Source organism: Kluyvera sp. (assembly GCF_965301105.1).
This window is the reverse complement of sequence record NZ_CBDKZX010000056.1, coordinates 3,401-26,987: the sequence shown is the minus strand read 5'-3', so window position 1 is coordinate 26,987 and position 23,587 is coordinate 3,401. Positions and strand designations below refer to the sequence as shown.

Here is a 23,587-nt window from a genome sequence, read left to right as displayed (position 1 = left end):
CTTCCGGCATGCGTACCTGCACCTTGCTCAGGGTGCTGATCACTTCATACTTCAGAGATTCCAGCATTGCAGCAAACATGGAGAAGGATTCGCGCTTGTACTCTTGCTTCGGATCTTTCTGCGCATAGCCACGCAGGTGGATACCCTGACGCAGGTAGTCCATCGCCGCGAGGTGCTCTTTCCACAGGGAGTCGAGAGTTTGCAGCATCACGCCTTTTTCGAAGTGACGCATCATTTCAGCGCCAACCACTTCTTCTTTACGCTTGTAGACTTCAACCGCGCTTTCCAGAATACGCTCACGCAGCGTCTCTTCGTGCAGCTCAGGCTCTTTATCCAGCCATTCAGCAATCGGCAGTTCGAGATCGAAGTCATTTTTCAGACGTTCCTGCAGACCCGGAATATCCCACATTTCTTCCAGCGACTGTGGAGGAATGTGGGCATCGATAGTCGCTTTAAACACGTCTTCACGAATGCTGTTGATGGTTTCACTGACGTCGGTCACATCCAGCAGTTCGTTACGCTGGGTGTAGATAGCGCGACGCTGATCGTTGGCAACGTCATCGTATTCCAGCAGTTGCTTACGGATGTCAAAGTTGCGGCTTTCCACTTTACGCTGCGCGTTAGCAATCGCTTTGGTGACCCACGGGTGCTCAATGGCTTCGCCCGGTTTCATCCCCAGCTTACGCATCATGCCGGACACACGGTCAGAGGCGAAGATACGCATCAGAGCATCTTCCATCGACAGGTAGAAACGAGAAGAACCCGCATCACCCTGACGACCGGAACGGCCGCGCAGCTGGTTATCGATACGACGAGATTCGTGACGTTCGGTACCAATAATGTGCAGACCACCTGCCGCCAGTACCGCGTCGTGACGCACCTGCCAGTCAGCTTTGATTTGCGCAATTTGTTCTGGGGTTGGATCTTCCAGCTGTGCAACCTCAGCCTGCCAGCTACCACCGAGCATAATATCGGTACCACGACCCGCCATGTTGGTGGCGATGGTGACCGCTGCCGGGTAGCCCGCCTGCGCAACGATGTCTGCTTCGCTGGCGTGGAATTTGGCGTTCAGGACGTTATGTTTGATACCCGCTTTGGTCAGCTCGTGGGAGACCACTTCGGATTTTTCGATGGAGATAGTACCTACCAGCACCGGCTGGCCTTTCGCGGTACGCTCTTTGATATCTTCGATGATCGCCTGAATTTTTTCCGCTTCGGTCATGTAGACCAGGTCCGGCATATCTTTACGGATCATCGGACGGTTGGTTGGCACGACCACGGTATCCAGCTTGTAGATCGAGCTGAATTCAAACGCTTCGGTATCCGCCGTACCGGTCATACCGGCCAGTTTTTCATACAAACGGAAGTAGTTCTGGAAGGTAATGGACGCCAGCGTCTGGTTTTCGTTCTGAATTTCAACGCCTTCTTTGGCTTCTACGGCCTGGTGCAGACCATCAGACCAGCGACGGCCCTGCATGGTACGACCGGTATGTTCGTCGACGATAATAACTTCGCCATCTTTGACGATGTAATCAACGTCGCGGGTGAACAGCACGTGGGCGCGCAGCGCGGCGGTCACGTGGTGCATCAGCATAATGTTGCCCGGAGAGTACAGCGACTCGCCCTCTTCCATAATACCTTCTTTCACCAGCAGCTCTTCAATCAGCACCAGACCGCGTTCGGTCAGGTTAACCTGACGCGCTTTTTCATCCACAGAGAAGTGACCTTCACCCTGGAAGGTGTCGGAATCTTCCTTCTCCTGGCGGACCAGGTGAGGAATGATTTTGTTCACTCTTTTGTACATTTCCGAGCTGTCTTCAGCCGGGCCGGAAATGATAAGCGGCGTACGCGCTTCATCGATCAGGATGGAGTCGACTTCATCGACCAGCGCATAGTGCAGTTTACGCTGTACGCGCTCTTCCGGGCTGAACGCCATGTTGTCGCGCAGGTAGTCAAAACCGTATTCGTTGTTGGTACCGTAGGTGATGTCGGCATTGTAGGCTTCGCGCTTCGCAGGTGCTGGCAGGCCAGACATGTTAATACCAACGGTCATGCCGAGGAATTCGAACAGCGGACGGTTGTTTTCGGCGTCACGCTGGGCCAGATAGTCGTTGACGGTCACCACGTGCACGCCCTTGCCGGACAGCGCGTTCAGGTAGGCAGGCAGCGTTGCGGTCAGGGTTTTACCTTCACCGGTACGCATTTCCGCGATGCAGCGGTCGTTCAGCACCATACCGCCGAGCAGCTGGACGTCAAAGTGACGCATCCCGAACACACGCTTACTGGCTTCACGCACCACGGCAAACGCTTCAGGAATCAGGCTCTCAACGGTTTCGCCTTTTTCAATACGCGCGCGGAATTCATTGGTTTTCGCTTTCAGCTCTTCATCGGAGAGTTTTTCCATCTCCGGTTCCATCGCGTTAATAATAGCGACAACTTTGCGCATGCGGCGCAGGGTACGATCGTTACGACTACCAAAAACTTTGGTCAATAATTTGATTAACATAATAAAATCTCAAACGCCCCGACATTTCGGAGTCAGAAAAATAAAGGAAATAAAGCGGTTATTTTCAGACGAGGCGCTGCGGCCCGGCGCGGATGCCCTGCACCTGGCTCACCCAGGCTGGGATACTAAAGACGTGAGGTGAGAGCGCAGGTAACGCTGCGCCCTGAGCAATAATAAGGGACGGCTGACTTTCAACATTCAGCAACGCATTTAGCGTATCCAGCAGCGCCAGATGCTGCGCGGCCTGCAACGGAGATGTTGACTCAGCAACCGGTGACGCTGTCGGCGCCATGGCAAAAGAAAGGTGACGAATAACGGTGCGAATGGCGTGCTGATGCCAGTAGTCGACGCTGAATGAGGGACGACGGTTATTTTCCAGCCGCGCCAGCTGAGAGAAGTCGATTCTCTGCGTCGGATTATGATTACTGGTTGTTGCGCGGGCGGGAGAAGCTGGCTCGGTATTATTCGCAAGCGCAGGCAGGCCAAAACCGGCAGCAACCATCCCCAACAGGAGATGCGGCCAGAAGTAGCGTCTACCAAACTGTCGCCAACGCGTCAGCATTCCACTCACGTAAAGTTCCACCTTCGGTTTCAGTACCGTTATTCTATTTTAGCCCGGGAATATTACCATTAATGCCGCGCTACAGCAGCAGGAATGACGAAAACAGCAACGAAAAACGGGTTAAGAAAGCAGCGGTTGCACTGGAGTGTGATCTTTAAGCGGGCAACGGCAGGAAAACGGATTGACGGGGATAAAAAGAAAAAACGACTGGTTCCCTGACCGGAGAGAGTGCCAGGTTGCCAGTCGAATTTACTAAATGGTCAGGCTTATGCCAGAACCATTGTCGGTGCTTTGAACGCCAGAGGCAGTTCTGCGTCGTCTTCGAAGGTCACAAATTCCCAAGCTTCCTGTTTTGCCAGGACCGCCTGCAGAAGTTTGTTATTCAGTGCATGACCGGATTTGTACGCGGTAAATGCACCAATAATGTTGTGACCACACATGAACAAGTCACCGATAGCATCGAGCATTTTGTGACGAACGAATTCATCTTCAAAACGCAGGCCGTCTTCGTTCAGTACGCGATAATCGTCAACAACGATGGCACAATCGAAGCTGCCGCCCAGGCACAGGCCGCGGGACTGCAGATATTCGATATCACGCATGAAACCGAAGGTACGTGCACGGCTGATCTGGCGCATAAAGGCGTCAGCGGAGAAATTCATCGCATAACGCTGGGTGCTGGAGTCAATCGCCGGATGGTTAAAGTCGATGGTGAAATCCAACGAGAAACCATTGTACGGTTTGAATTCAGCCCATTTGTCGCCATCTTCAACGCGAACGGTGTCTTTAATACGGACAAATTTCTTCGCACAGTTCAGCTCATCGATGCCGGCATCCAGCAACAGATAAACGAATGGCGCAGCACTACCGTCCATAATCGGGATTTCTGGCGCATCGACTTCAACAACGATGTTGTCGATACCCAGACCCGCCAGCGCGGCGTTCAGGTGCTCTACGGTAGAAATCCGCACGTCATGCTCGTTGACCAGGCAAGTACAGAGCATAGTATCACGCACAGATTTGGCATCAGCCGGAAAATCTACCGGTGGATTCAAGTCGGTGCGACGATAGATGACCCCGGTATTTGCCGGCGCAGGGCGTAGCGTCAGTGTGACCTTTTTGCCGGTGTGTAAACCGACGCCAGTCGCCTGAACGATACGTTTAAGTGTCCTTTGTTTGATCATCGTATAATCTCGCCAAATTAACTATCCAACCGAAGTGTACTACACATTCGGTGGGCCAGTTTAGCACAAAGAGCGCAGATTCCCAACTTCCAGCTAATTCTTAATCAGCTTGCTTACGCAGGAACGCCGGGATGTCCAGATAATCCGGTTCTTTAGTGGTCTGCGGCGTATTGTCGTTTACCACTTTAGCAGCCGGTTTCTGTTCTTGCGTCAACGGTGCCATACCGTGCTGCTGATAACGATCCAGCGCCGGTTGCTGCGTCTGCTTGTTGGTCACCAGGGTAATCTCAGGACGTTTGTCCATGCCGATACCGGTGGCGACGACGGTAACACGCAGTTCGTCGTTCATATCCGGGTCAAGTGAAGTACCGATAACCACGGTCGCGTTATCCGATGCAAACGCACGGATGGTGTTACCCACGGTTTCGAACTCATCCAGACGCAGGTCGAAGCCCGCAGTAATGTTGACCAGAACGCCACGCGCGCCGGACAGGTCGATATCTTCCAGCAGCGGGGAAGAGATAGCCATTTCAGCCGCTTCTTCCGCACGATCTTCACCGCTTGCCACGCCGGAGCCCATCATCGCGTAGCCCATTTCAGACATCACGGTGCGCACGTCAGCAAAGTCGACGTTCATCAGGCCCGGACGGGTGATCAGCTCAGCGATACCCTGGACTGCACCTTTCAGTACGTCGTTCGCTGCGCCAAACGCGTCGAGCAGGGAGATACCGCGGCCCAATACTTTCAGCAGCTTGTCGTTCGGGATGGTGATCAGCGAGTCAACGTGCTTGGACAGCTCGGTGATCCCCTGCTCCGCAAATGCCATACGCTTTTTGCCTTCAAAGTTGAAAGGCTTGGTCACGACGGCAACGGTCAGGATACCTAAATCTTTGGCCACTTCCGCAACCACTGGCGCTGCACCGGTCCCGGTACCGCCGCCCATACCGGCTGCGATAAACACCATGTCTGCACCGTCAAGTGCTGCACGCAGCGCTTCACGGTCTTCGTCAGCCGCATTACGGCCTACTTCCGGGTTGGCACCCGCACCCAGACCTTTGGTAATACCGCTACCGATCTGGATAGTCTGGCCAACAGCCGTTTTACGCAGCGCCTGCGCATCGGTGTTCACCGCGAAGAATTCAACGCCTTCGATGCGCTCGCGCACCATGTGCTCTACGGCGTTACCGCCGCCGCCACCGACGCCGATGACTTTAATCACCGCGTCGTTGGTCAGTTCCATAGGTTCAAACATAGTTTCTCTCTCCGTTGTGCCTGTCGCCTGAGACCGTTAATGTGCGTTGGTCTCTTTAAAAAAATTAAAACTCTTTGCGTAACCAGCTATTCAGTCGTTTGATCCACGAACCAACCGATGCAGTTACGCGCTTTTCTACTTCCGCTTCACCACTCAAATGGGACTCTTTCCCGTAGTGCAGCAGGCCCACTGCCGTGGAATAATACGGCTCCTGGGCATAGTCCGTCAGACCGGTAATGTTCAACGGCGCACCAATACGCACCTGCGTATGGAACACCCGCTGCGCGCAGGCCGCTAAGCCTTCAATTTGCGCCGCGCCGCCGGTCAACACAATCCCCGCCGCCAGGTGGTGTTTGACCCCTTGCTGACGAAGCTGTTCCTGTAACTGTAAAATCTCTTCATTGACGAGATTTAAGAGCTCGGTGTAACGCGGCTCAATGACCTCGGCCAATGTCTGGCGCTGCAGGCTTCGCGGCGGACGTCCACCCACGCTCGGCACTTCAACGCTCTCATCTTTGCCCACAATGGAGCCTAATGCGCAACCGTGGCGCACTTTGATCGCTTCGGCATCGCTTGGCGGCGTACCAAACGCATAGGCGATATCGCTGGTCACCACGTTCCCCGCGTATGGGATCACCTTGGTGTGGCGCAATGCACCGCCAGTATACACGGCGATATCCATTGTACCGCCACCGATATCCACCACGCAGACGCCCAGCTCACGTTCGTCTTCGGTCAGAACCGAATAACTTGACGCCAACCCGGCGAAAATCAGCTGATCGACCTTCAGACCACAGCGTTCAACCGCTTTGACGATGTTCTTCGCCATGTCGTTGTGGCAGGTAATCAGATGTACCTTGGCCTGCATACGCACGCCGGACAAGCCGACCGGGTTTTTGATCCCTTCCTGGTAATCAATCGCGTATTCCTGCGGAATCACATGAAGAACACGGTGCTCATCACGCACGCGTACAGACTTCGCCGTATGCACCACGTTCTCAACGTCTTCCTGCGTGACCTCTTCTTCAGAGATAGGCACCATGCCTATCTCATTTTGACAGCTAATGTGTTTGCCGGAAAGCGCCAGATATACAGAAGAGATCTGGCAATCCGCCATCAGTTCCGCCTGATCGATAGCGCGCTGTACGCATTTGACTACCGACTCCAGGTCGTTAACCCCGCCTTTATCCATCCCTCGGGATGGGCAACTGCCGACCCCAATGATATTAATCACTCCGTCGGGCAGAACTTCCCCTACTAAAGCGGCTACTTTTGCAGTGCCGATCTCCAGTCCAACTACCAGTTTTCTGTCCGTCGCCTTGATCATTGTTGTTCTGCCTGTGCCTGATTCTGTTGTTGATTAGTGTCCGCCGCAGGAGCAGGTTCCCAGCCTACTGCCGCCCCTGAGTCATAACGCAAATCAACATAGCTAATCCGATTACCCTCAGTTTGCGCCTGCTGTTCCAGAACCGGATACAGTTCCAGAAAACGCGCCAGCCGCTTCATCGTATCGCCCCGTCCCAGATTCAGCTTGATACCGTTATCAAGCGTCAGCTGCCACGAACGGCGCGCGGTCATCGCCGCAACCTTCAACGTGAACTTCCCTTTCGCGAGCACCGCGCCCATGTCGTGATAACCCTGCAAGACTTCGCTTGCGCTGCCTTCCGGGCCATAGAGCATAGGCAAATTCTGCTTGCTGGTTCGATCGGCCGGAATGCTGAAGGCCGTACCTTCCGCATCCACCATGTGCTGATCATTCCAACGCGCAATTGGCACATATTCAACCAGATGAATCTTCAATTCGTCCGGCCACTGCTTTCTTACGCTTGCCTGTTTAATCCACGGCAGGCGTTCAATCTGACTCTGAACGATGTTGACATCCTGAGTCATAAAGGTTCCCGGCGAGCCCAATGCCAGTATGGACTGGCGGATATCATCATTACGCGTGTAATGACGATCGCCGGTGACGACCAGTTTTGAGATGGGCAAACGCTGCGCATCTTCCATCCAGCCAAGCACGACCCAGCCGCTCACAAACACGGTACACAACACCGCCAGCAGGAACAAAATCCCCGCTAAATGCGTTCCATTATTGCGCCGTGAAGCCGCATACTCTTCTTCTTCACGGTTCCGCGTATTCAGCGCAGCCTGCGACATATCACCCCGCCAGGTCCAGAATTCGTACTACCAGCTGCGAGAAACTGATTCCCGCCTGACGCGCCGCCATCGGCACCAGACTGTGGCTGGTCATCCCCGGAGACGTATTCGCCTCCAGCAGATAATACTGCCCGTCGCTGTCCCGCATGACGTCGATACGACCCCACCCCTGACAACCCAAAACTTTCCAGGCTTTCAGCACCAGAGATTGCATTGCCGCTTCCTGGGCTGATTCTTCACAACCAGGGCAGAAATATTTTGTCTCATCAGACAGATACTTCGCCTCATAATCATAGAAGGTTCCGGCCGGTTGGATGCGAACTGACGGTAAAATTTCTTCACCAAGCACCGCGACCGTAAACTCAGGGCCACTGAGCCATTTCTCAATCAGAACTTCATCATCATGTTGAAACGCCTGCGCTAACGCAGGTGCCAGTTCTGCAATCTCGGTCACTTTCGACATGCCGACGCTGGAACCTTCACGGCTCGGCTTGACGATCAGCGGCAATCCCAGCCCGGCAATCTGCGCCTGAACATCCTCAGACAGCCCATTTTCAAAGGCCTGGCGCTCAATGGCTACCCACGGCGCGACCGGTAATCCGGCCCCCTGCCACAGCAATTTACTGCGCAGTTTGTCCATCGAGATGGCCGATGCCATCACACCGCTTCCGGTGTAAGGCAGTTGAATCAGCTCCAGCAGCCCCTGCAACGTGCCATCTTCCCCGCCTCGACCGTGCAGCGCAATAAACGCTTTCTGAAACCCCATATTTTTCAATTGGGTAACATCGGTCTCTTTTGGGTCGACCGCATGGGCGTCAACACCAGCCTCACGCAGGCCTGCCAGCACCGCCGCGCCGGAGTTGAGCGACACATCGCGCTCGGCGGAAGTACCGCCGAGAAGAACCGCGATTTTATCAGCCATGACGCGGTTCCTCCTGAGTTTGCGGCTTCAGTTTGATTTCAGCTAAGTTACGCGCGATTTTACCAATATTTCCCGCGCCTTGAATTAGAACAAGATCATTACCCGTCAGTACTGATGCCAGCATTTCAGCGACTTGCGCCGGGTCGGAGACCAGAATCGGGTCCACTTTTCCACGCCCGCGAATAGTACGGCACAGCGAACGGCTGTCCGCGCCCGGAATCGGCGCTTCGCCAGCCGGGTAAACGTCGAGCATCAGCAGCGCGTCGACCTGAGTCAGCACGTGCGCAAAATCGTCATACAGATCGCGCGTACGGGTATAACGGTGCGGCTGGAAGACCATCACCAGTTTTTTCTCCGGCCAGCCAGCGCGCGCGGCTTTAATCGTCGCGTCCACTTCCGTCGGGTGATGACCGTAATCATCCACCAGCATCGCCGAGCCTTCTTTACCATTCACTTCCGCCAGTGGGAATTCGCCCAGGAAATCGAAGCGACGACCGGTGCCCTGGAAGCTCTCCAGCGCGCGTAGAATCGCGTCATCTTCAATGCCCTCTTCCGTGGCCACTGCAACCGCCGCCGCAGCGTTTAACGCGTTATGGCGGCCCGGCGCGTTCAGCGTCACGCGCAGATCCTCTTTGTCCTGACGCACCAGCGTGAAGTGTCCCTGCGGGCCTATTTGCTGGTAGCCTTCGACGCGCACGTCGGCATCGTCGCTAAAACCGTAGGTAGTAATCTGACGACCCACGCGCGGCAACAGCTCGCGAATAACGGGATCGTCCACACACATCACGGCACGACCATAAAACGGCAAATTGTGCAGGAAATTAATGAACGTCTGCTTTAAATTTTCGAAGTCGCCCTGGTAGGTATCCATGTGGTCAGCTTCGATGTTGGTGACAATGGCCACCATCGGCTGCAAATGCAGGAACGACGCGTCGCTCTCATCGGCTTCCGCAATCAGATAACGGCTGTGACCGAGACGCGCATGTACACCTGCCGCTTTCACCAGGCCGCCGTTAACGAAGGTCGGGTCCAGCCCCGCTTCCGCGTAAATACTGGCCACCATTGCGGTGGTGGTGGTTTTGCCGTGCGTACCGGCAATGGCGATGCCATGACGAAAACGCATCAGTTCTGCCAGCATCTCTGCGCGGCGAATCACCGGAATGCGCGCTTCATGCGCCGCCACGATTTCCGGGTTATCGGCAGAAATCGCCGTCGACACCACAACAACGCTCGCATCGCGCACGTTTTCCGGGCGATGGTTGAAATAAATGGTGGCGCCCAGCTTGCTCAGCTGCTGCGTTACCGGGTTTGGCGCCAGGTCGGAACCGCTGATCTGATACCCTTCGTTGGCCAGTACTTCGGCAATACCGCCCATCCCGGCGCCGCCGATGCCAACAAAGTGAATGTGCCGGACGCGACGCATCTCGGGCACGATAGAACGCAGTTTCGCCAGTTGTTGTGTATTCATTCTTTAAACGCCATCACTTCTAAAATTCGGGCGACGCCAGCGCGCCGCAATGATTAAGCCTTTGCTGCCAGGCTCACTTCTTTTGCTACCCGCTCGGTAGCATCCGGGATAGCCGCCGCGCGCGCGCGTTCAGCCATCTCTAACAAGGTGTTGCGATCCCAGCTTGCCAGCGTGTCCGCGACCGCTTGTGCCGTAAACTGCGGCTGCTCGTAGATCTTTGCCGCGCCCGCTTTTTCCAGCGGCAACGCGTTCCAGTACTGCTGGCGGTCTTTATGCTGGAACGGCACAAAAATCGCCGGCAGCCCCGCCGCCGCAATCTCACTCACCGTCAGCGCGCCGGAGCGACACACCACCACATCAGCCCACGCATAGGCCGCCGCCATATCGTCAATAAACTCGGTCACTTTATGCTGAGCCTGACCGACATCGGCATAGGCTTGCTCCACGGTCTGTTGACCGCCTTTACCGCTCTGGTGCCAGATAGTCACCGCATCGCCCAGACGTTGCGCCACCTGCGGCATCGTCTGGTTCAGGATGCGCGCGCCCTGTGAACCGCCAACCACCAGCACGCGAATGGGGCCATCGCGCCCGACCAGACGCTGTTCCGGCAGTGGCAGCGCCAGCACGTCAACGCGTACCGGGTTGCCCACGACTTCAGCATTCGGGAATGCGCCAGGGAAGGCCTGCATCACTTTGGTGGCAATCTTCGCCAGCCATTTATTGGTCAGCCCGGCAATACCGTTCTGCTCGTGCAGTACCACCGGAATGCCCAGTGACCACGCCGCCAAACCGCCGGGGCCAGAGACGTAACCGCCCATTCCGAGCACCACGTCCGGCTTAAAACGTTTCATGATCGCCCGCGCCTGCCGCCAGGCGTTGAAGATACGCATCGGCGCCAGCAGCAGCGCCTTCACGCCTTTGCCACGCAGCCCGGAAATATGAATGAAATCAATCTCAATGCCATGTTTCGGTACGAGGTCGGCTTCCATACGATCCGCGGTTCCCAGCCAGCGCACCTGCCAGCCCTGATCCATTAAATGGTGCGCAACCGCCAGCCCCGGGAACACATGTCCGCCGGTACCGCCCGCCATCACCATTAACCGCTTTGTTTGACCGCTCATCGAGAACCTCGGGTAAACGCCTGCGCTTTCTCCAGGCGTGTTTCATAATCAATTCGTAACAAGAACATAATGGCAGTCGACATAATCAGAAGACTGGAGCCACCGTAGCTGATCAGAGGCAGCGTCAGGCCTTTCGTCGGCAGCATACCGGCTGCCGCCCCTACGTTCACCAACGCCTGGAAACTGAACCACACGCCGATTGCGCAAGCCAGGAAGCCAGAAAAACGTTGGTTAATCTCCAGCGCTTTGCGACCGATGGACATGGCGCGGAAAGCGACGAAGAATACCATTAAAAGTGCCAGTACCACACCGATATAACCCAATTCCTCACCGATGATGGCGAAGATGAAGTCGGTGTGCGCTTCCGGCAGGTACTCCAGTTTCTGTACCGAGTTGCCTAAGCCCTGACCCCACATCTCGCCGCGGCCAAAGGCCATCAACGACTGGGTTAACTGGTAGCCGCTGCCGAACGGGTCTTCCCACGGGTTCCAGAAGGAGGTCACGCGGCGAATACGATACGGTTCGGCGAGAATCAGCAGCACCACCGCTGAAATGCCCATACCGATAATGGCGATGAACTGCCACAGCTTGGCGCCGGCAAGGAATAGCATCGCCAGCGTCGTGACGAACAGCACCACCACGGTCCCCAGGTCAGGCTGCGCCAGCAGTAAAATCGCCAGCACGAAAATCACGCCCATCGGCTTTAAGAAGCCGCGCAGGTTGTTGCGCACCTCGTCCGCTTTACGCACCAGATAGTTGGCGATATAGCAAAACAGCGAGAGCTTGGTCAGCTCGGCGGGCTGAATACGCAGCGGACCGAGCGCAATCCAGCGCGACGCCCCGTTAACCGAACTCCCCACCACCAGTACAATCAGCAGCATGCAGATGGACGCAATCAGCATAAAGGTACTGTGGCGCTGCCAGAACGACATCGGCAGACGCAGCGTGATCAGCGCCAGACAGAAGGCCAGAATCAGATACAAGCCATCACGTTTGGCGAACAGGAACGGATCGTTCGCCAGACGTTGCCCGACGGGCATGGACGCCGAAGTCACCATAATAAAACCAATCGCCGCGAGGCCGAGCGTCAGCCACAGCAGCGTGCGGTCGTACATAATCAGGCTATCGGTATCTTTTTCCCGCGAGCCCATCACCCAGCCCTTCAGCGCGGTATACAGCCAGCCAAACAGCCACGCGAAAATGCGCATGCCCGGCAAACGCGGCAGCCTCAGTTGAGGCAGTCTCAGGCGCGGGAGCGATAAACGCATCAACCTAACTCCTTCGCCAGACGAGCAAACACGTCGCCGCGCTGCTCAAAGCTTTTGAACTGGTCAAGGCTGGCGCAGGCCGGAGACAACAGCACCATATCGCCCGCCTTCACCTGCGGCGCAATCAGGCGCATCGCTTCTTCCATGGTTTCGGTCTGGGTGGCGATTTCCGGACGCAGCGCGGCCAGTTCACCGCCGTCGCGGCCAAAGCAGTACAGACGAATGTTGTCGCCGGTCAGATAACGCTGCAGCGGCGCAAAGTCGGCAGATTTGCCGTCGCCGCCCAGCAGCAGATACAGCGTACCCGCCACATGCAGGCCATTTAACGCCGCTTCCGTGCTGCCAACGTTGGTGGCTTTAGAATCGTTAATCCAGCGCACGCCGTTGTGCTCAAGCACAATCTGGAAGCGATGAGCCAACCCGCTAAAGGTGGTCAACGCTTTCAGGCTGGTCGCGCGCGGCAGGCCGACAGCGTCTGCCAGCGCCAGCGCCGCCAGAGCGTTACTGTAGTTATGCTGCCCGGTAAGCGGCATCTCTTTGACGTTCAATACTTTTTCACCTTTTACACGCAGCCAGGTTTCACCCTGCTGGCGGTTCAGGTGATAGTCGCCAACGTCAACGCCAAAGCTGACGCAGCGTTCGTCGGCACCGCGTACCGGCATGGTCAGGCCGTCGTCGGCGTTTACCACACATACTTTAGCGTTCTCATAGACCTTCAACTTGGCCGCGCGATATTGCTGCAGGCCCAGCGGGTAGCGGTCCATATGATCTTCGGTAACGTTAAGGATCGTGGCCGCCGCCGCGTGCAGGCTGGAGGTGGTTTCCAGCTGGAAGCTGGAAAGTTCCAGTACATACAGTTCGCGAGCCGGATCCAGCAGCATCAGCGCGGGCAGGCCGATATTGCCGCCCACGCCGACGTTGACGCCCGCCGCTTTCGCCATTTCGCCAACCAGCGTCGTGACGGTGCTTTTGCCGTTGGAACCGGTGATGGCGACAATCGGCGCCTGCGCTTCACGGCAGAACAGTTCGATATCGCCTACGATTTCAATGCCAGCGTCCGCGGCGCGGCTTAGCGCCGGGTTCGCCAGCGCGATACCAGGGCTGGCGACGATCAGATCGGCCGCCATCAGCCAGTCTTCATTTAGCCCACCCACATAACGCTCTACCGCTTCCGGCAACTTATCCAGGCCGGGTGGGGTCGCTCGGGTATCCATCACGCGCGGCGTCACGTTCTGCGCGAGGAAGAAATCCACGCAGGACAGCCCGGTCAGTCCAAGACCAATGATGACGACGTTTTTACCCTGGTAATCTGCCATGATTAACGTACCTTCAGCGTTGCCAGGCCAATCAGCACCAGCATCAGCGAAATAATCCAGAAGCGCACAATCACGCGCGGCTCCGGCCAGCCTTTCAGTTCATAGTGGTGGTGAATCGGCGCCATACGGAAGATGCGCTGACCGCGCAGCTTGAAGGAACCGACCTGCAGGATCACCGACAGGGTTTCCACCACGAAGACGCCGCCCATGATCACCAGCAGGAACTCCTGACGCAGCAGCACGGCGATAATGCCCAGCGCGCCGCCCAATGCCAGGGAACCCACGTCGCCCATGAAGACCTGCGCCGGATAGGTGTTGAACCACAAGAAGCCTAAGCCTGCGCCGACAATCGCCGTACAGACGATCACCAGCTCGCCCGCATGACGCAGGTAAGGAATGTGCAGATAGCTGGCAAAGTTCATGTTACCGGTCGCCCACGCCACCAGCGCAAAACCTGCCGCGACGAAGACGGTTGGCATGATCGCCAGGCCATCAAGCCCATCGGTCAGGTTGACCGCGTTACCCGTCCCGACAATCACGAAATAGGCCAGCAGGATGTAGAACAGACCCAGTTGCGGCATCACGTCTTTAAAGAACGGCACCACCAGCTCGGTGGCTGGCGTATCTTTACCGGCCAGATACAGCGCAAAGGCCACGCCCAGTGCAATCACCGACATCCAGAAGTACTTCCAGCGGGCGATCAGACCCTTGGTATCTTTGCGCACCACTTTGCGGTAGTCATCGACAAAACCGATAATGCCGTAGCCGATCAGCACCGTCAGCACGCACCATACATATGGGTTAGACGGATAAGCCCACAGCAGTACAGACACCGTAATCGCGGTGAGGATCATGATCCCGCCCATCGTCGGCGTACCGCGTTTACTGAAGTGAGATTCCGGACCATCGTTACGTACGACCTGGCCGAACGACATTTTTTGCAAGCGGGCGATCATCCGCGGGCCCATCCACAGTGAGATGAACAGCGCGGTCAGCAGGCTGACGATGGCGCGAAACGTCAGATAGGAAAAGACGTTAAAGCCGGAATAATATTTGACCAGATGTTCGGCCAGCCACACTAACATGTCCCGTTCTCCTGTACAGCGCGTACGACCTGTTCCATGGCGGCACTGCGTGATCCTTTCACCAGAATGGTGATCGTTTTATGTTCATTAATGAGCGATTTCAGACGCGCAATCGCCGAGTCTTTCTCGGTGAAGTGCTCCCCTGCCCCGCTCGCCGCGCTAATCGCCTGGCTTAATTTGCCAACGCTCAGCACACGGTCGATACCCGCCGCTTTCGCTGCTTCACCGACCTGGATGTGGCACGCTTCACTCTCAGCGCCCAGTTCCGCCATATCGCCCACCACCAGCACGCGGTAGCCCGGCATTTCAGACAGCACCTGCACCGCGGCGGTCATGGAACCGACGTTCGCATTGTAGGAGTCGTCCAGCAGCAGCTGGCTATCCGTCAGGTGAATCGGGAACAGACGCCCCGGCACCGCTTTCAACTGCGCCAGCCCGGCTTTTACCGCACTCAGGTCTGCGCCCACCGCCGTCGCCAGCGCGGTCGCCGCCAGCGCATTAGCGATGTTGTGACGGCCCGGCAGCGGCAGCAGCACATCCACGCTGCCCTTCGGCGTATTTAGCGTGAACTCAGTGCCTTGCGAGGTAATGCGCACGTTCGCGGCGCTAAAATCGCTACCCGCCGCATTTGGCGAAAAGCGCCATACGGTACGATCGCCAATCACCTGCTGCCAGTTGGCCCAGTCGTTGTTATCCGCGTTCAGAATTGCGATACCGTTTTCCGGCAGTCCGGTAAAAATCTCGCCCTTGGCTTTCGCTACGCCTGCCAGCGAGCCGAAGCCCTCAAGGTGCGCAGCCGCCAGGTTGTTCACCAGCGCCGCTTCCGGACGGGTCAGGCTGACGGTCCAGGCGATTTCGCCCTGATGGTTGGCGCCCAGTTCAATCACCGCATACTGATGCTCTGCCGTCAGACGCAGTAATGTCATCGGCACGCCGATGTCATTATTTAGGTTGCCCGCGGTATAAAGCGTGTTGCCGCACTGGCTAAGAATCGCCGCGGTCATCTCTTTAACCGAGGTTTTACCGGAAGAACCGGTCAGCGCCACCACGCGCGCTGGCACCTGCTGACGTACCCAGGCTGCCAGTTCGCCAAAGGCGAGGCGGGTATCGGCGACCACCAGCTGCGGCAGGTCGATATCCAGCTTGCGGCTGACCAGCAGCGCGCCCGCGCCGCCATCTTTCGCCGTTTGCGCAAAGTCGTGCGCGTCAAAACGTTCACCCTTCAGCGCCACAAACAGGCAACCCGGGGTTAATTTACGCGTGTCGGTCGTGACATCGGCAATCAGACGATCGTCGCCATGCAGTTCGCCGCGCAGAATGTCGGCCAGTTGCTTCAACGTGACGTTAATCATGCCACCACTCCCAGCAGACGGGCTGCGGTCACGCGGTCGGAATAGTCGAGACGACGGTTACCAACGATTTGATAATCTTCGTGGCCTTTACCGGCCAGCAGCACCACGTCGTTCTCTTTAGCCTGCATGATGGCGTTGGTCACCGCTTCCGCGCGGCCTTCCATCACTTTCGCATGCCCGGCATCGACCATCCCGGCCAGAATATCGTTGATAATCGCGCGTGGCTCTTCGGTGCGCGGATTGTCATCGGTGACAACGGCGACGTCGGCGAACTCTTCGGCAATCGCCCCCATCAGCGGACGTTTGCCCTTATCGCGATCGCCGCCGCAACCAAAGACGCACCACAGTTTGCCCGCACAGTGCAGGCGTGCGGCTTGTAACGCTTTCTCCAGCGCATCCGGGGTGTGAGCGTAATCGACCACCACCGTCGGCTTGCCCGGCGCGCTAAACACTTCCATACGACCGCAGACCGGCTGTAAGCGCGCGGCGGTTTTCAGCAGATCGCTCAGGGAATAGTCCAGCGCCAGCAGCGTTGCCAGCGCCAGCAGCAGGTTGCTGACGTTAAAGGCGCCCATCAGACGGCTTTCAATCTCGCCTTCGCCCCAACTGGAGTCAAAACGGATGGTCGCGCCGCTGTCGTGGTAGTTGACGGCGGTGGCTTTCAGCCAGCGGCCATGACAATTCGGATTAATATGGTCTTCCATGGACACCGCCACCGCATCCGGCAGACGGCTGAGCCAACGACGGCCCACCTCGTCATCGGCGTTAACAATCGCCTGGCCGCAGTGGTGCGTGGAGTACAGCAGCCATTTCGCTGCTTCGTAGTGCTCCATATCACCATGATAATCAAGGTGATCGCGACTCAGGTTGGTGAACACGGAAGCGGCAAACTTGAGCGCCGCGACGCGATGCTGTACCAGACCATGGGACGACACTTCCATCGCCGCCATCGTTGCGCCTTCGGCCACCAGGCCGGAGAGCACATGCTGAACGTCAACCGCCGAACCGGTGGTGTTTTCCGTCGGGATCACTTTGCCCAGCAGGCCATTGCCTACCGTGCCCATCACCGCGCTGGTTTCGCCCAGCAGCTGGCACCACTGTGCGATTAGCTGCGTCGTGGTGGTTTTACCGTTGGTACCGGTCACGCCCACCAGACGCAGGCTGTCGGACGGTTCATGATAGAAACGCCCGGCCAGCGCCGATAAACGTTCGTTTAACTGGCTGAGGTAAATAACCGGCACGCCGTGCATTTCACGGATTTCACCGTCGGTCGCTTCATCTTTTGCCTCGGCGACAATGGCAGCAACACCCTGCGCAATTGCCTGCGGGATATAACGACGCCCGTCCGCCTGATGACCCACTACCGCTACGAACAGATCGCCCGATGCAGCCACACGGCTGTCGAGCGTCATCTCTCGCAGTACTCGCTCCGGTGCATTCGGCACCCACGGAGCAAGAAGGTCGCGCAAATTACGATCTGCCACCTGATCCCTCGCCTTGATTTGTCACAAATTCACTCTTGTCGCCCGTTGCCAGCGCATCCGGCTCAATGTTCATCGTGCGCAGTACGCCGCCCATGATGGCACCAAAGACCGGCGCGGAAACGGCGCCACCGTAGTATTTACCCGCCTGCGGGTCGTTAATCACCACCACCAGCGCAAAGCGCGGCTGGCTGGCTGGCGCGACGCCCGCGGTGTAAGCAATGTATTTGTTGATATAGCGCCCGTCCGGACCGACTTTTTTCGCCGTACCGGTTTTAATCGCGATACGGTAGCCTTTGATCGCCGCCTTCACGCCGCCGCCGCCAGGCAGCGCCACGCTTTCCATCATATGGACGACGGTGCGAACGATCGATTCCGGGAACACGCGCTCGCCGGGAACCGGCGGGTCAACTTTGGTTATCGACAGCGGACGGTAGATCCCATAGCTGCCAATCGTTGCGTAGACTCGCGCTAACTGTAACGGCGTTACCATTAGCCCGTAGCCGAAAGAGAAGGTGGCCCTCTCTATGTCAGACCACCGTTGTTTTTGAGGATATAAGCCACTGCGTTCTCCGACCAACCCCAAATTGGTCGCTTTTCCCAGCCCAAAACGTGAGTAAGTATCTACTAACGCTGAGGACGGCATCGCTAACGCCAGCTTGGAAACACCGACGTTACTCGACTTCTGTAGTACCCCGGTCAGGGTCAATTCGCTGTAGCGCGCCACGTCTTTGATTTCGTGGCCGTTAATACGGTATGGAATGGTATTCAGCACGGTGTTTTCACGCACCACGCCGCGCTGAAGCGCGGTCATCACCACCATCGGTTTGACGGTTGAACCCGGTTCGAAAACGTCGGTGATCGCCCGGTTACGCATGGTGTCTTTCGCCGTGCCGGTGAAGTTGTTCGGGTTGTAAGACGGGCTGTTGGCCATCGCCAGCACTTCACCCGTGCTCACGTCGACCAGCACGGCACTACCGGATTCCGCTTTGTTAAACGCCACGGCGTTATTCAGTTCACGGTAAACCAGCGCCTGCAGACGTTCATCAATGCTCAACGCCAGGTTGTGCGCGGCCTGGCTATCGGTGGAGGAGATATCTTCAATCACCCGGCCATAGCGGTCTTTACGCACGATACGCTCACCCGGCTGGCCGGTGAGCCATTTATCGAAACTCTTCTCAACCCCTTCAATCCCCTGGCTATCGACGTTGGTGAAGCCAATGAGGTGAGCAGTCACTTCCCCTGACGGGTAGTAACGGCGCGACTCTTCACGCAGATAAATCCCCGGCAGCTTCAGCTTTTTGATGTAATCGGCCATATCAGGGTTTACCTGACGGGCCAGATAGATAAAGCGCATGCGCGGGTTGGTGTTGATGCGGTTAGCCAGCTGATCGAGCGGCATATTCAGCGCATCGGCCAGCGCCTTCCAGCGGTTGTTCAGCACCACGCCACCCGCTTCGTGCAGCTCTTTCGGGTCGGCCCAGATGGCTTTTACCGGCACGCTCACCGCCAGCGGACGTCCGGAGCGGTCAGTAATCAAACCGCGAGAAGTAGAGACCTGCTGGACGCGTAAAGAGCGCATGTCGCCCTCGCGCACCAGCTTATCAGGGGCAATAATTTGCAACCAGGCCGCGCGTCCCAGCAGGAACGCGAGCGCCATAAAAATACAGCCGCAAAGCAACGCAAAACGCCAACTGATAAAGTTGGCCTGTTCTTCCTGACGTTTTGGCTTAAGCGTTTTTGCCGCCGGTTTCATGCGTTGCAATAATCCTTATTTCTGAACAACAATGTTTTCTTTTGATGGATCAACATGTTGCATCTGCAACTTTTCAGTAGCGATACGTTCGACTCGGCTATGATCGCCGAGAGCATTCTCTTCGAGGATCAGGTTTCGCCATTCAATGTCTAACGCATCGCGCTCCAGCACCAACTGTTCACGTTGGGCCGTTAACAGACGGGTATGGTGGGCGGTGGTCACCACCGTCACCGCCGTCACAATAATGCAAATGAACAGACAGAGTGGCAGCTTCCCAAACTGCAAAAGGTCGTCGCGAATTACGCCAGGCAAGGCATGACGTTCGCCATTTCCTAACGACCCGGTTACTTTGCTCAGGGCCTCTGTCACTCTGCTGATCATGCGTTCGTCCTCTCTGCAATACGCAGAACTGAACTACGAGCTCGTGGATTTTCAGCCACTTCTTCTTCGCCCGGCATCAACTTGCCTAATGCTCGTAAATGACGGCCACCCAGTTTTCTGAGTTGCTCTTCGGTCATCGGGATCCCCGCCGGAACCTGTGGACCGCGGCTCTGCTCACGCATAAAGCGTTTCACGATGCGGTCTTCCAGCGAATGGAAGCTGATAATCGAAAGCCGCCCACCCGGGGCCAGCACGCCAAGCGAGCTTTTTAGCGCCTGCTCTATCTCCTCCAGCTCACTGTTCACCCAAATGCGCACCGCCTGGAAGGTACGGGTTGCGGGGTGTTTGAATTTGTCTTTCACCGGCATCGCGGCGGAAATGACTTCCGCCAGCTCTTTGGTTCGGGTCATCGGTTCCACGCGGTTGCGCTCAACGATGGCACGGGCGATACGTTTACCAAAGCGCTCTTCACCGAAGGTTTTAATCACCCAGGCGATATCCGCTTCTTCAGCCGTTTGCAGCCATTCAGCGGCAGACTGGCCGCGAGTTGGGTCCATACGCATGTCCAGCGGGCCATCGCGCATAAACGAAAAACCGCGCTCGGCATCGTCAAGCTGCGGTGAAGAAACGCCAAGATCGAGAAGAATCCCGTCGATCTTACCAACGAGATCGCGCTCGGCGACGTAGTCCGCCAGCGCAGAGAAAGGGCCATGCACGATGGAAAAGCGTGGATCATCGATGGTCTTCGCCACCGCAATCGCTTCTGGATCGCGATCGATCGCAATCAAACGCCCCTGCTCGCCAAGCTGCGAGAGGATCAGGCGCGAGTGACCACCGCGACCAAAGGTGCCATCAATATAGATACCGTCCGGGCGAATATTCAGGCCGTTAACCGCTTCGTCCAGCAGTACCGTGGTGTGTTTAAAGTTTTCCATCATATTTATAAGGACAAATCCTGCAATCGCTCCGACAGCGCCCCTGAAGCAGATTGCTCAGCGTCGATATCTTCCTTGACCCGTTGATACCAGGCCGTCTCATCCCACAGTTCAAACTTGTTGAACTGCCCGACCAGCATCACTTCTTTGGTCAATCCGGCGTGTTGCCGTAAAACCGGCGCGATTAACAACCGCCCGGCATTATCCATCTGACATTCGCTGGCATGCCCTAACAGCAGCCGCTGCACGCGGCGCTCAACGGGATTCATGCTCGACAAACGCGATAGCTTTTGCTCGATAATTTCCCATTCGGGCAGAGGATAAAGCAGCAGGCAGGGGTGATGGATGTCAATGGTACAAACCATTTGACCGGTAGCGCTCTCGATCAACGTGTCCCGATATCGGACAGGGACGGCTAAACGCCCTTTGTTGTCGAGATTGACTAACGTTGCCCCTCGGAACATGCCAGCCTCACCCCTTATTACCACTTTAACCCACAAATTCCCACTCAAAGGAGTTTACGGAGCAGAGGAAAAGCTTGTCAAGCCAGCATGAATGCCAACAGAGTCCAAAATACCGCTATTTAAGGCCGACAATAGCTCTGATTAAAAATTATCCAACAGACGAGGCAAATTAACGTCATGAATACCCGCAAGAAAAATACAAAGGGATTCACATCACGTTAACGCGACTAAATATCATCAAAAGAATATATAAAGTGTCAGTTTGCGACGCGAGCGGCATTTTAGGACATTATGATGCGCGTTAACAGTCCCCTGTGGCGCGCCCCGGAGGGGAATGACGTCCCCTGGGCTCGCCCATTCTGGTAGGAGAGTTGAGAAGTGTTTGTTATTTCGGCAATCCGCGCGGCGAATGTAACAAAATAATACACAAATAATATATTTTTACTTTGTGTTCACAATAATAAGCGCGGTAGGGGGACAAATGAGGCGTATTAAATAGAGTGCTAACCAAAAATGAGGAATAATCTGAATATCCACATAAGAATAATGTTTTATGCAATGAAGGCGACATTTCGCCGCCCCATCGCAAAAAAGTTATCGACGGCTCAGGCTACCGCGACGATACAGATTACGGCGAATACGGCTCAAACCCGGTTTTGGCTTGCGCGGTTCATCAAGGCTTGCCAGCACAATCTCCAGCACGCGTTCAGCCACATCACGGTGACGCTGAGCAACCGCCAGCACCGGACACTGCAGGAAATCGAGCAGCTCGTTATCGCCAAAGGTGGCAATGGCCAGATCGGTCGGCAACTTACCCTCACGGCGCAGCGTCACATCCATCACGCCCTGTAGCAGCGCAAACGATGTAGTAAACAGCGCCTGCGGCATCGGGTGCGTCTCAAGCCATTTCTCGAACAGCTGCGCCGAGGCTTCACGTTCATAGCTATTGGCGTAGAGGAAGTGCACTTCGCGCGGATCGTCTTTCCAGGCGGTACGGAACCCCTGCTCGCGCAGATAGCTGACCGACAGTTCCGGCAGCGCGCCGAGATAAAGAACGGTTTCAGCCGGGAAGGTACGCAGCTCGGCGGCAAGCATTTCAGCGTCATCCTGGTCAGCGCCCACCACGCTGGTGAAGTGTTCGCGATCAAGGGCACGGTCAAGGGCGACAATCGGGAACGCATCGTTCGCCCAGCGCTGATAGAACGGATGCTCCGGCGGCAATGAGGTAGAAACAATGATCGCATCAACCTGACGCTGCAACAGATGCTCAATGCAGCGCATCTCGTTATCTGGCTGATCTTCTGAGCAGGCAATCAGCAGTTGATAGCCGCGCTGGCGCGCCTGACGCTCAAGATAGTTGGCGATGCGGGTATAGCTGGTGTTTTCCAGATCCGGGATGACTAACCCGATAGAACGCGTGCGTCCTGCACGCAGCCCAGCGGCGACCGCGTTAGGATGGTAGTTGTGCTCGCGCACGACCGCCATCACCTTTTCGACAGTTTTATCACTGACGCGGTACTGCTTCGCTTTGCCGTTAATCACATAGCTGGCGGTGGTTCGGGAAACACCGGCAAGCCGGGCGATCTCATCCAGTTTCACAATTGCCCCTTGCTTTATAAGTATAATCCGTAACATCTAAACGCAGAATGATCCGATCGGCAATAGGTTTTGTTCGCACTTATTGCTGATTTCGCAAAAAAAATCCCGACTTCAGGCCGGGCTACGATTAAGCGATGAGTTGTAGGCCGGATAAGCGAAGCGCCATCCGGCGAAACCGCGCAAGTAGCCGGATGGCGGCGTAAACCCCTTATCCGGCCTACCGTTGCTGGTTACGGCTTCAGCACAATACAATTAACGCATAATCTTGTCGCCGCGCGACAGGCCAACCACACCCGAACGCGCCACTTCAACGATTCGCGCCACGTCGCGCAGCGATGCCAGGAAGGCATCCAGCTTATCGCTGGTGCCTGCCAGTTGGACGGTATAGAGCGACGGCGTAACGTCGATAATCTGTCCACGGAATATCTCCGTATTCCGTTTCACTTCGTCACGGCCATAGCCGCTGGCCTGCACCTTCACCAGCATGATTTCACGCTCGACGTGCGCCCCCTGCCCCAGCTCGTTGACCCGCAGCACGTCCACCAGCTTATGTAGCTGTTTTTCGATCTGTTCAATGGTCTTCTCGTCGCCGACCGTCTGAATGGTCATGCGCGACAGCGTCGGATCGTCGGTAGGCGCAACGGTCAGGCTCTCAATGTTGTAGCCGCGTTGTGAGAAAAGCCCAATCACGCGCGACAGCGCCCCGGACTCGTTTTCCAGCAGTACAGATAATATCCGGCGCATAATCAGGTTCTCTCCGTTTTGCTCAGCCACATCT

At 56.3% G+C, this 23,587-nt stretch carries 20 protein-coding genes; all 20 read right to left on the bottom strand.

Annotation, left to right across the window (positions count from 1 at the left end):
• On the bottom strand, positions 1–2,506 hold a 2,506-nt coding region (gene secA, locus ACW14G_RS16715), incomplete at its 3' end, for a preprotein translocase subunit SecA (RefSeq protein ID WP_455648686.1).
• A 64-nt stretch (positions 2,507–2,570) separates the two neighbouring features.
• Positions 2,571–3,077, bottom strand: a complete 507-nt coding sequence (gene secM, locus ACW14G_RS16710; RefSeq protein WP_223803306.1) for a secA translation cis-regulator SecM — start codon at positions 3,075–3,077, stop codon at positions 2,571–2,573.
• 257 nt (positions 3,078–3,334) lie between these two features.
• Complete coding sequence (gene lpxC, locus ACW14G_RS16705) at positions 3,335–4,252, bottom strand: UDP-3-O-acyl-N-acetylglucosamine deacetylase (protein WP_064547446.1); 918 nt, start codon at positions 4,250–4,252, stop codon at positions 3,335–3,337.
• A 100-nt stretch (positions 4,253–4,352) separates the two neighbouring features.
• Positions 4,353–5,504: a cell division protein FtsZ gene (ftsZ, locus tag ACW14G_RS16700; RefSeq protein ID WP_035893043.1), complete on the bottom strand. Its 1,152-nt coding sequence runs from the start codon at positions 5,502–5,504 to the stop codon at positions 4,353–4,355.
• Between the two features lie 64 nt (positions 5,505–5,568).
• Positions 5,569–6,831, bottom strand: a complete 1,263-nt coding sequence (ftsA, locus tag ACW14G_RS16695; RefSeq protein ID WP_064547444.1) for a cell division protein FtsA — start codon at positions 6,829–6,831, stop codon at positions 5,569–5,571.
• Positions 6,828–7,661, bottom strand: coding sequence for a cell division protein FtsQ (ftsQ, locus tag ACW14G_RS16690; RefSeq protein WP_064547442.1), 834 nt, complete (start codon positions 7,659–7,661; stop codon positions 6,828–6,830). Before ftsQ ends, ftsA begins: the two co-directional genes overlap by 4 nt.
• Position 7,662: 1 nt before the next feature.
• Positions 7,663–8,583: a D-alanine--D-alanine ligase gene (locus tag ACW14G_RS16685; RefSeq protein WP_455648685.1), complete on the bottom strand. Its 921-nt coding sequence runs from the start codon at positions 8,581–8,583 to the stop codon at positions 7,663–7,665.
• Complete coding sequence (gene murC, locus ACW14G_RS16680) at positions 8,576–10,051, bottom strand: UDP-N-acetylmuramate--L-alanine ligase (RefSeq protein WP_163448055.1); 1,476 nt, start codon at positions 10,049–10,051, stop codon at positions 8,576–8,578. Before murC ends, ACW14G_RS16685 begins: the two co-directional genes overlap by 8 nt.
• 53 nt (positions 10,052–10,104) lie before the next feature.
• A complete protein-coding gene (gene murG / locus ACW14G_RS16675) occupies positions 10,105–11,172 on the bottom strand; it encodes an undecaprenyldiphospho-muramoylpentapeptide beta-N-acetylglucosaminyltransferase (protein ID WP_065356513.1) in 1,068 nt (355 codons plus the stop codon).
• On the bottom strand, positions 11,169–12,440 hold the full coding sequence (gene ftsW, locus ACW14G_RS16670; protein ID WP_163448056.1) for a cell division protein FtsW: 1,272 nt from the start codon (positions 12,438–12,440) through the stop codon (positions 11,169–11,171). The genes murG and ftsW overlap by 4 nt, the downstream gene beginning before the upstream one ends.
• On the bottom strand, positions 12,440–13,756 hold the full coding sequence (gene murD / locus ACW14G_RS16665) for a UDP-N-acetylmuramoyl-L-alanine--D-glutamate ligase (RefSeq protein ID WP_163448057.1): 1,317 nt from the start codon (positions 13,754–13,756) through the stop codon (positions 12,440–12,442). The genes ftsW and murD overlap by 1 nt, the downstream gene beginning before the upstream one ends.
• Before the next feature lie 2 nt (positions 13,757–13,758).
• Positions 13,759–14,841, bottom strand: a complete 1,083-nt coding sequence (gene mraY, locus ACW14G_RS16660; protein ID WP_106925400.1) for a phospho-N-acetylmuramoyl-pentapeptide-transferase — start codon at positions 14,839–14,841, stop codon at positions 13,759–13,761.
• Positions 14,835–16,193, bottom strand: coding sequence for a UDP-N-acetylmuramoyl-tripeptide--D-alanyl-D-alanine ligase (gene murF / locus ACW14G_RS16655; RefSeq protein ID WP_163448058.1), 1,359 nt, complete (start codon positions 16,191–16,193; stop codon positions 14,835–14,837). The genes mraY and murF overlap by 7 nt, the downstream gene beginning before the upstream one ends.
• Positions 16,190–17,677, bottom strand: a complete 1,488-nt coding sequence (gene murE, locus ACW14G_RS16650) for a UDP-N-acetylmuramoyl-L-alanyl-D-glutamate--2,6-diaminopimelate ligase (protein WP_167576792.1) — start codon at positions 17,675–17,677, stop codon at positions 16,190–16,192. The genes murF and murE overlap by 4 nt, the downstream gene beginning before the upstream one ends.
• Complete coding sequence (locus tag ACW14G_RS16645) at positions 17,664–19,430, bottom strand: peptidoglycan glycosyltransferase FtsI (protein WP_163448060.1); 1,767 nt, start codon at positions 19,428–19,430, stop codon at positions 17,664–17,666. The genes murE and ACW14G_RS16645 overlap by 14 nt, the downstream gene beginning before the upstream one ends.
• A gap of 15 nt (positions 19,431–19,445) precedes the next feature.
• A complete protein-coding gene (gene ftsL / locus ACW14G_RS16640; RefSeq protein ID WP_163448061.1) occupies positions 19,446–19,811 on the bottom strand; it encodes a cell division protein FtsL in 366 nt (121 codons plus the stop codon).
• Positions 19,808–20,749 (bottom strand): 16S rRNA (cytosine(1402)-N(4))-methyltransferase RsmH, encoded by a 942-nt coding sequence (gene rsmH, locus ACW14G_RS16635; protein ID WP_163448062.1) that lies wholly within the window; start codon positions 20,747–20,749, stop codon positions 19,808–19,810. The genes ftsL and rsmH overlap by 4 nt, the downstream gene beginning before the upstream one ends.
• A gap of 2 nt (positions 20,750–20,751) precedes the next feature.
• Positions 20,752–21,210, bottom strand: coding sequence for a division/cell wall cluster transcriptional repressor MraZ (gene mraZ / locus ACW14G_RS16630; protein WP_064547419.1), 459 nt, complete (start codon positions 21,208–21,210; stop codon positions 20,752–20,754).
• 594 nt (positions 21,211–21,804) lie between these two features.
• Positions 21,805–22,809: a catabolite repressor/activator gene (cra, locus tag ACW14G_RS16625; protein ID WP_163448063.1), complete on the bottom strand. Its 1,005-nt coding sequence runs from the start codon at positions 22,807–22,809 to the stop codon at positions 21,805–21,807.
• Positions 22,810–23,061: 252 nt separating this feature from the next.
• Positions 23,062–23,553, bottom strand: a complete 492-nt coding sequence (gene ilvN / locus ACW14G_RS16620) for an acetolactate synthase small subunit (protein ID WP_035893016.1) — start codon at positions 23,551–23,553, stop codon at positions 23,062–23,064.
• Between the last annotated feature and the right edge of the window lie 34 nt (positions 23,554–23,587).

Coding starts and splice junctions, on each gene's coding strand:
- lpxC (WP_064547446.1), bottom strand. CDS start 4,252: ATGATCAAACAAAGGACACTTAAACGTATCGTTCAGGCGACTGGCGTC.
- ftsZ (WP_035893043.1), bottom strand. CDS start 5,504: ATGTTTGAACCTATGGAACTGACCAACGACGCGGTGATTAAAGTCATC.
- ftsA (WP_064547444.1), bottom strand. CDS start 6,831: ATGATCAAGGCGACGGACAGAAAACTGGTAGTTGGACTGGAGATCGGC.
- ftsQ (WP_064547442.1), bottom strand. CDS start 7,661: ATGTCGCAGGCTGCGCTGAATACGCGGAACCGTGAAGAAGAAGAGTAT.
- ACW14G_RS16685 (WP_455648685.1), bottom strand. CDS start 8,583: ATGGCTGATAAAATCGCGGTTCTTCTCGGCGGTACTTCCGCCGAGCGC.
- murC (WP_163448055.1), bottom strand. CDS start 10,051: ATGAATACACAACAACTGGCGAAACTGCGTTCTATCGTGCCCGAGATG.
- murG (WP_065356513.1), bottom strand. CDS start 11,172: ATGAGCGGTCAAACAAAGCGGTTAATGGTGATGGCGGGCGGTACCGGC.
- ftsW (WP_163448056.1), bottom strand. CDS start 12,440: ATGCGTTTATCGCTCCCGCGCCTGAGACTGCCTCAACTGAGGCTGCCG.
- murD (WP_163448057.1), bottom strand. CDS start 13,756: ATGGCAGATTACCAGGGTAAAAACGTCGTCATCATTGGTCTTGGACTG.
- mraY (WP_106925400.1), bottom strand. CDS start 14,841: ATGTTAGTGTGGCTGGCCGAACATCTGGTCAAATATTATTCCGGCTTT.
- murF (WP_163448058.1), bottom strand. CDS start 16,193: ATGATTAACGTCACGTTGAAGCAACTGGCCGACATTCTGCGCGGCGAA.
- ACW14G_RS16645 (WP_163448060.1), bottom strand. CDS start 19,430: ATGAAACCGGCGGCAAAAACGCTTAAGCCAAAACGTCAGGAAGAACAG.
- ftsL (WP_163448061.1), bottom strand. CDS start 19,811: ATGATCAGCAGAGTGACAGAGGCCCTGAGCAAAGTAACCGGGTCGTTA.
- rsmH (WP_163448062.1), bottom strand. CDS start 20,749: ATGATGGAAAACTTTAAACACACCACGGTACTGCTGGACGAAGCGGTT.
- mraZ (WP_064547419.1), bottom strand. CDS start 21,210: ATGTTCCGAGGGGCAACGTTAGTCAATCTCGACAACAAAGGGCGTTTA.
- ilvN (WP_035893016.1), bottom strand. CDS start 23,553: ATGCGCCGGATATTATCTGTACTGCTGGAAAACGAGTCCGGGGCGCTG.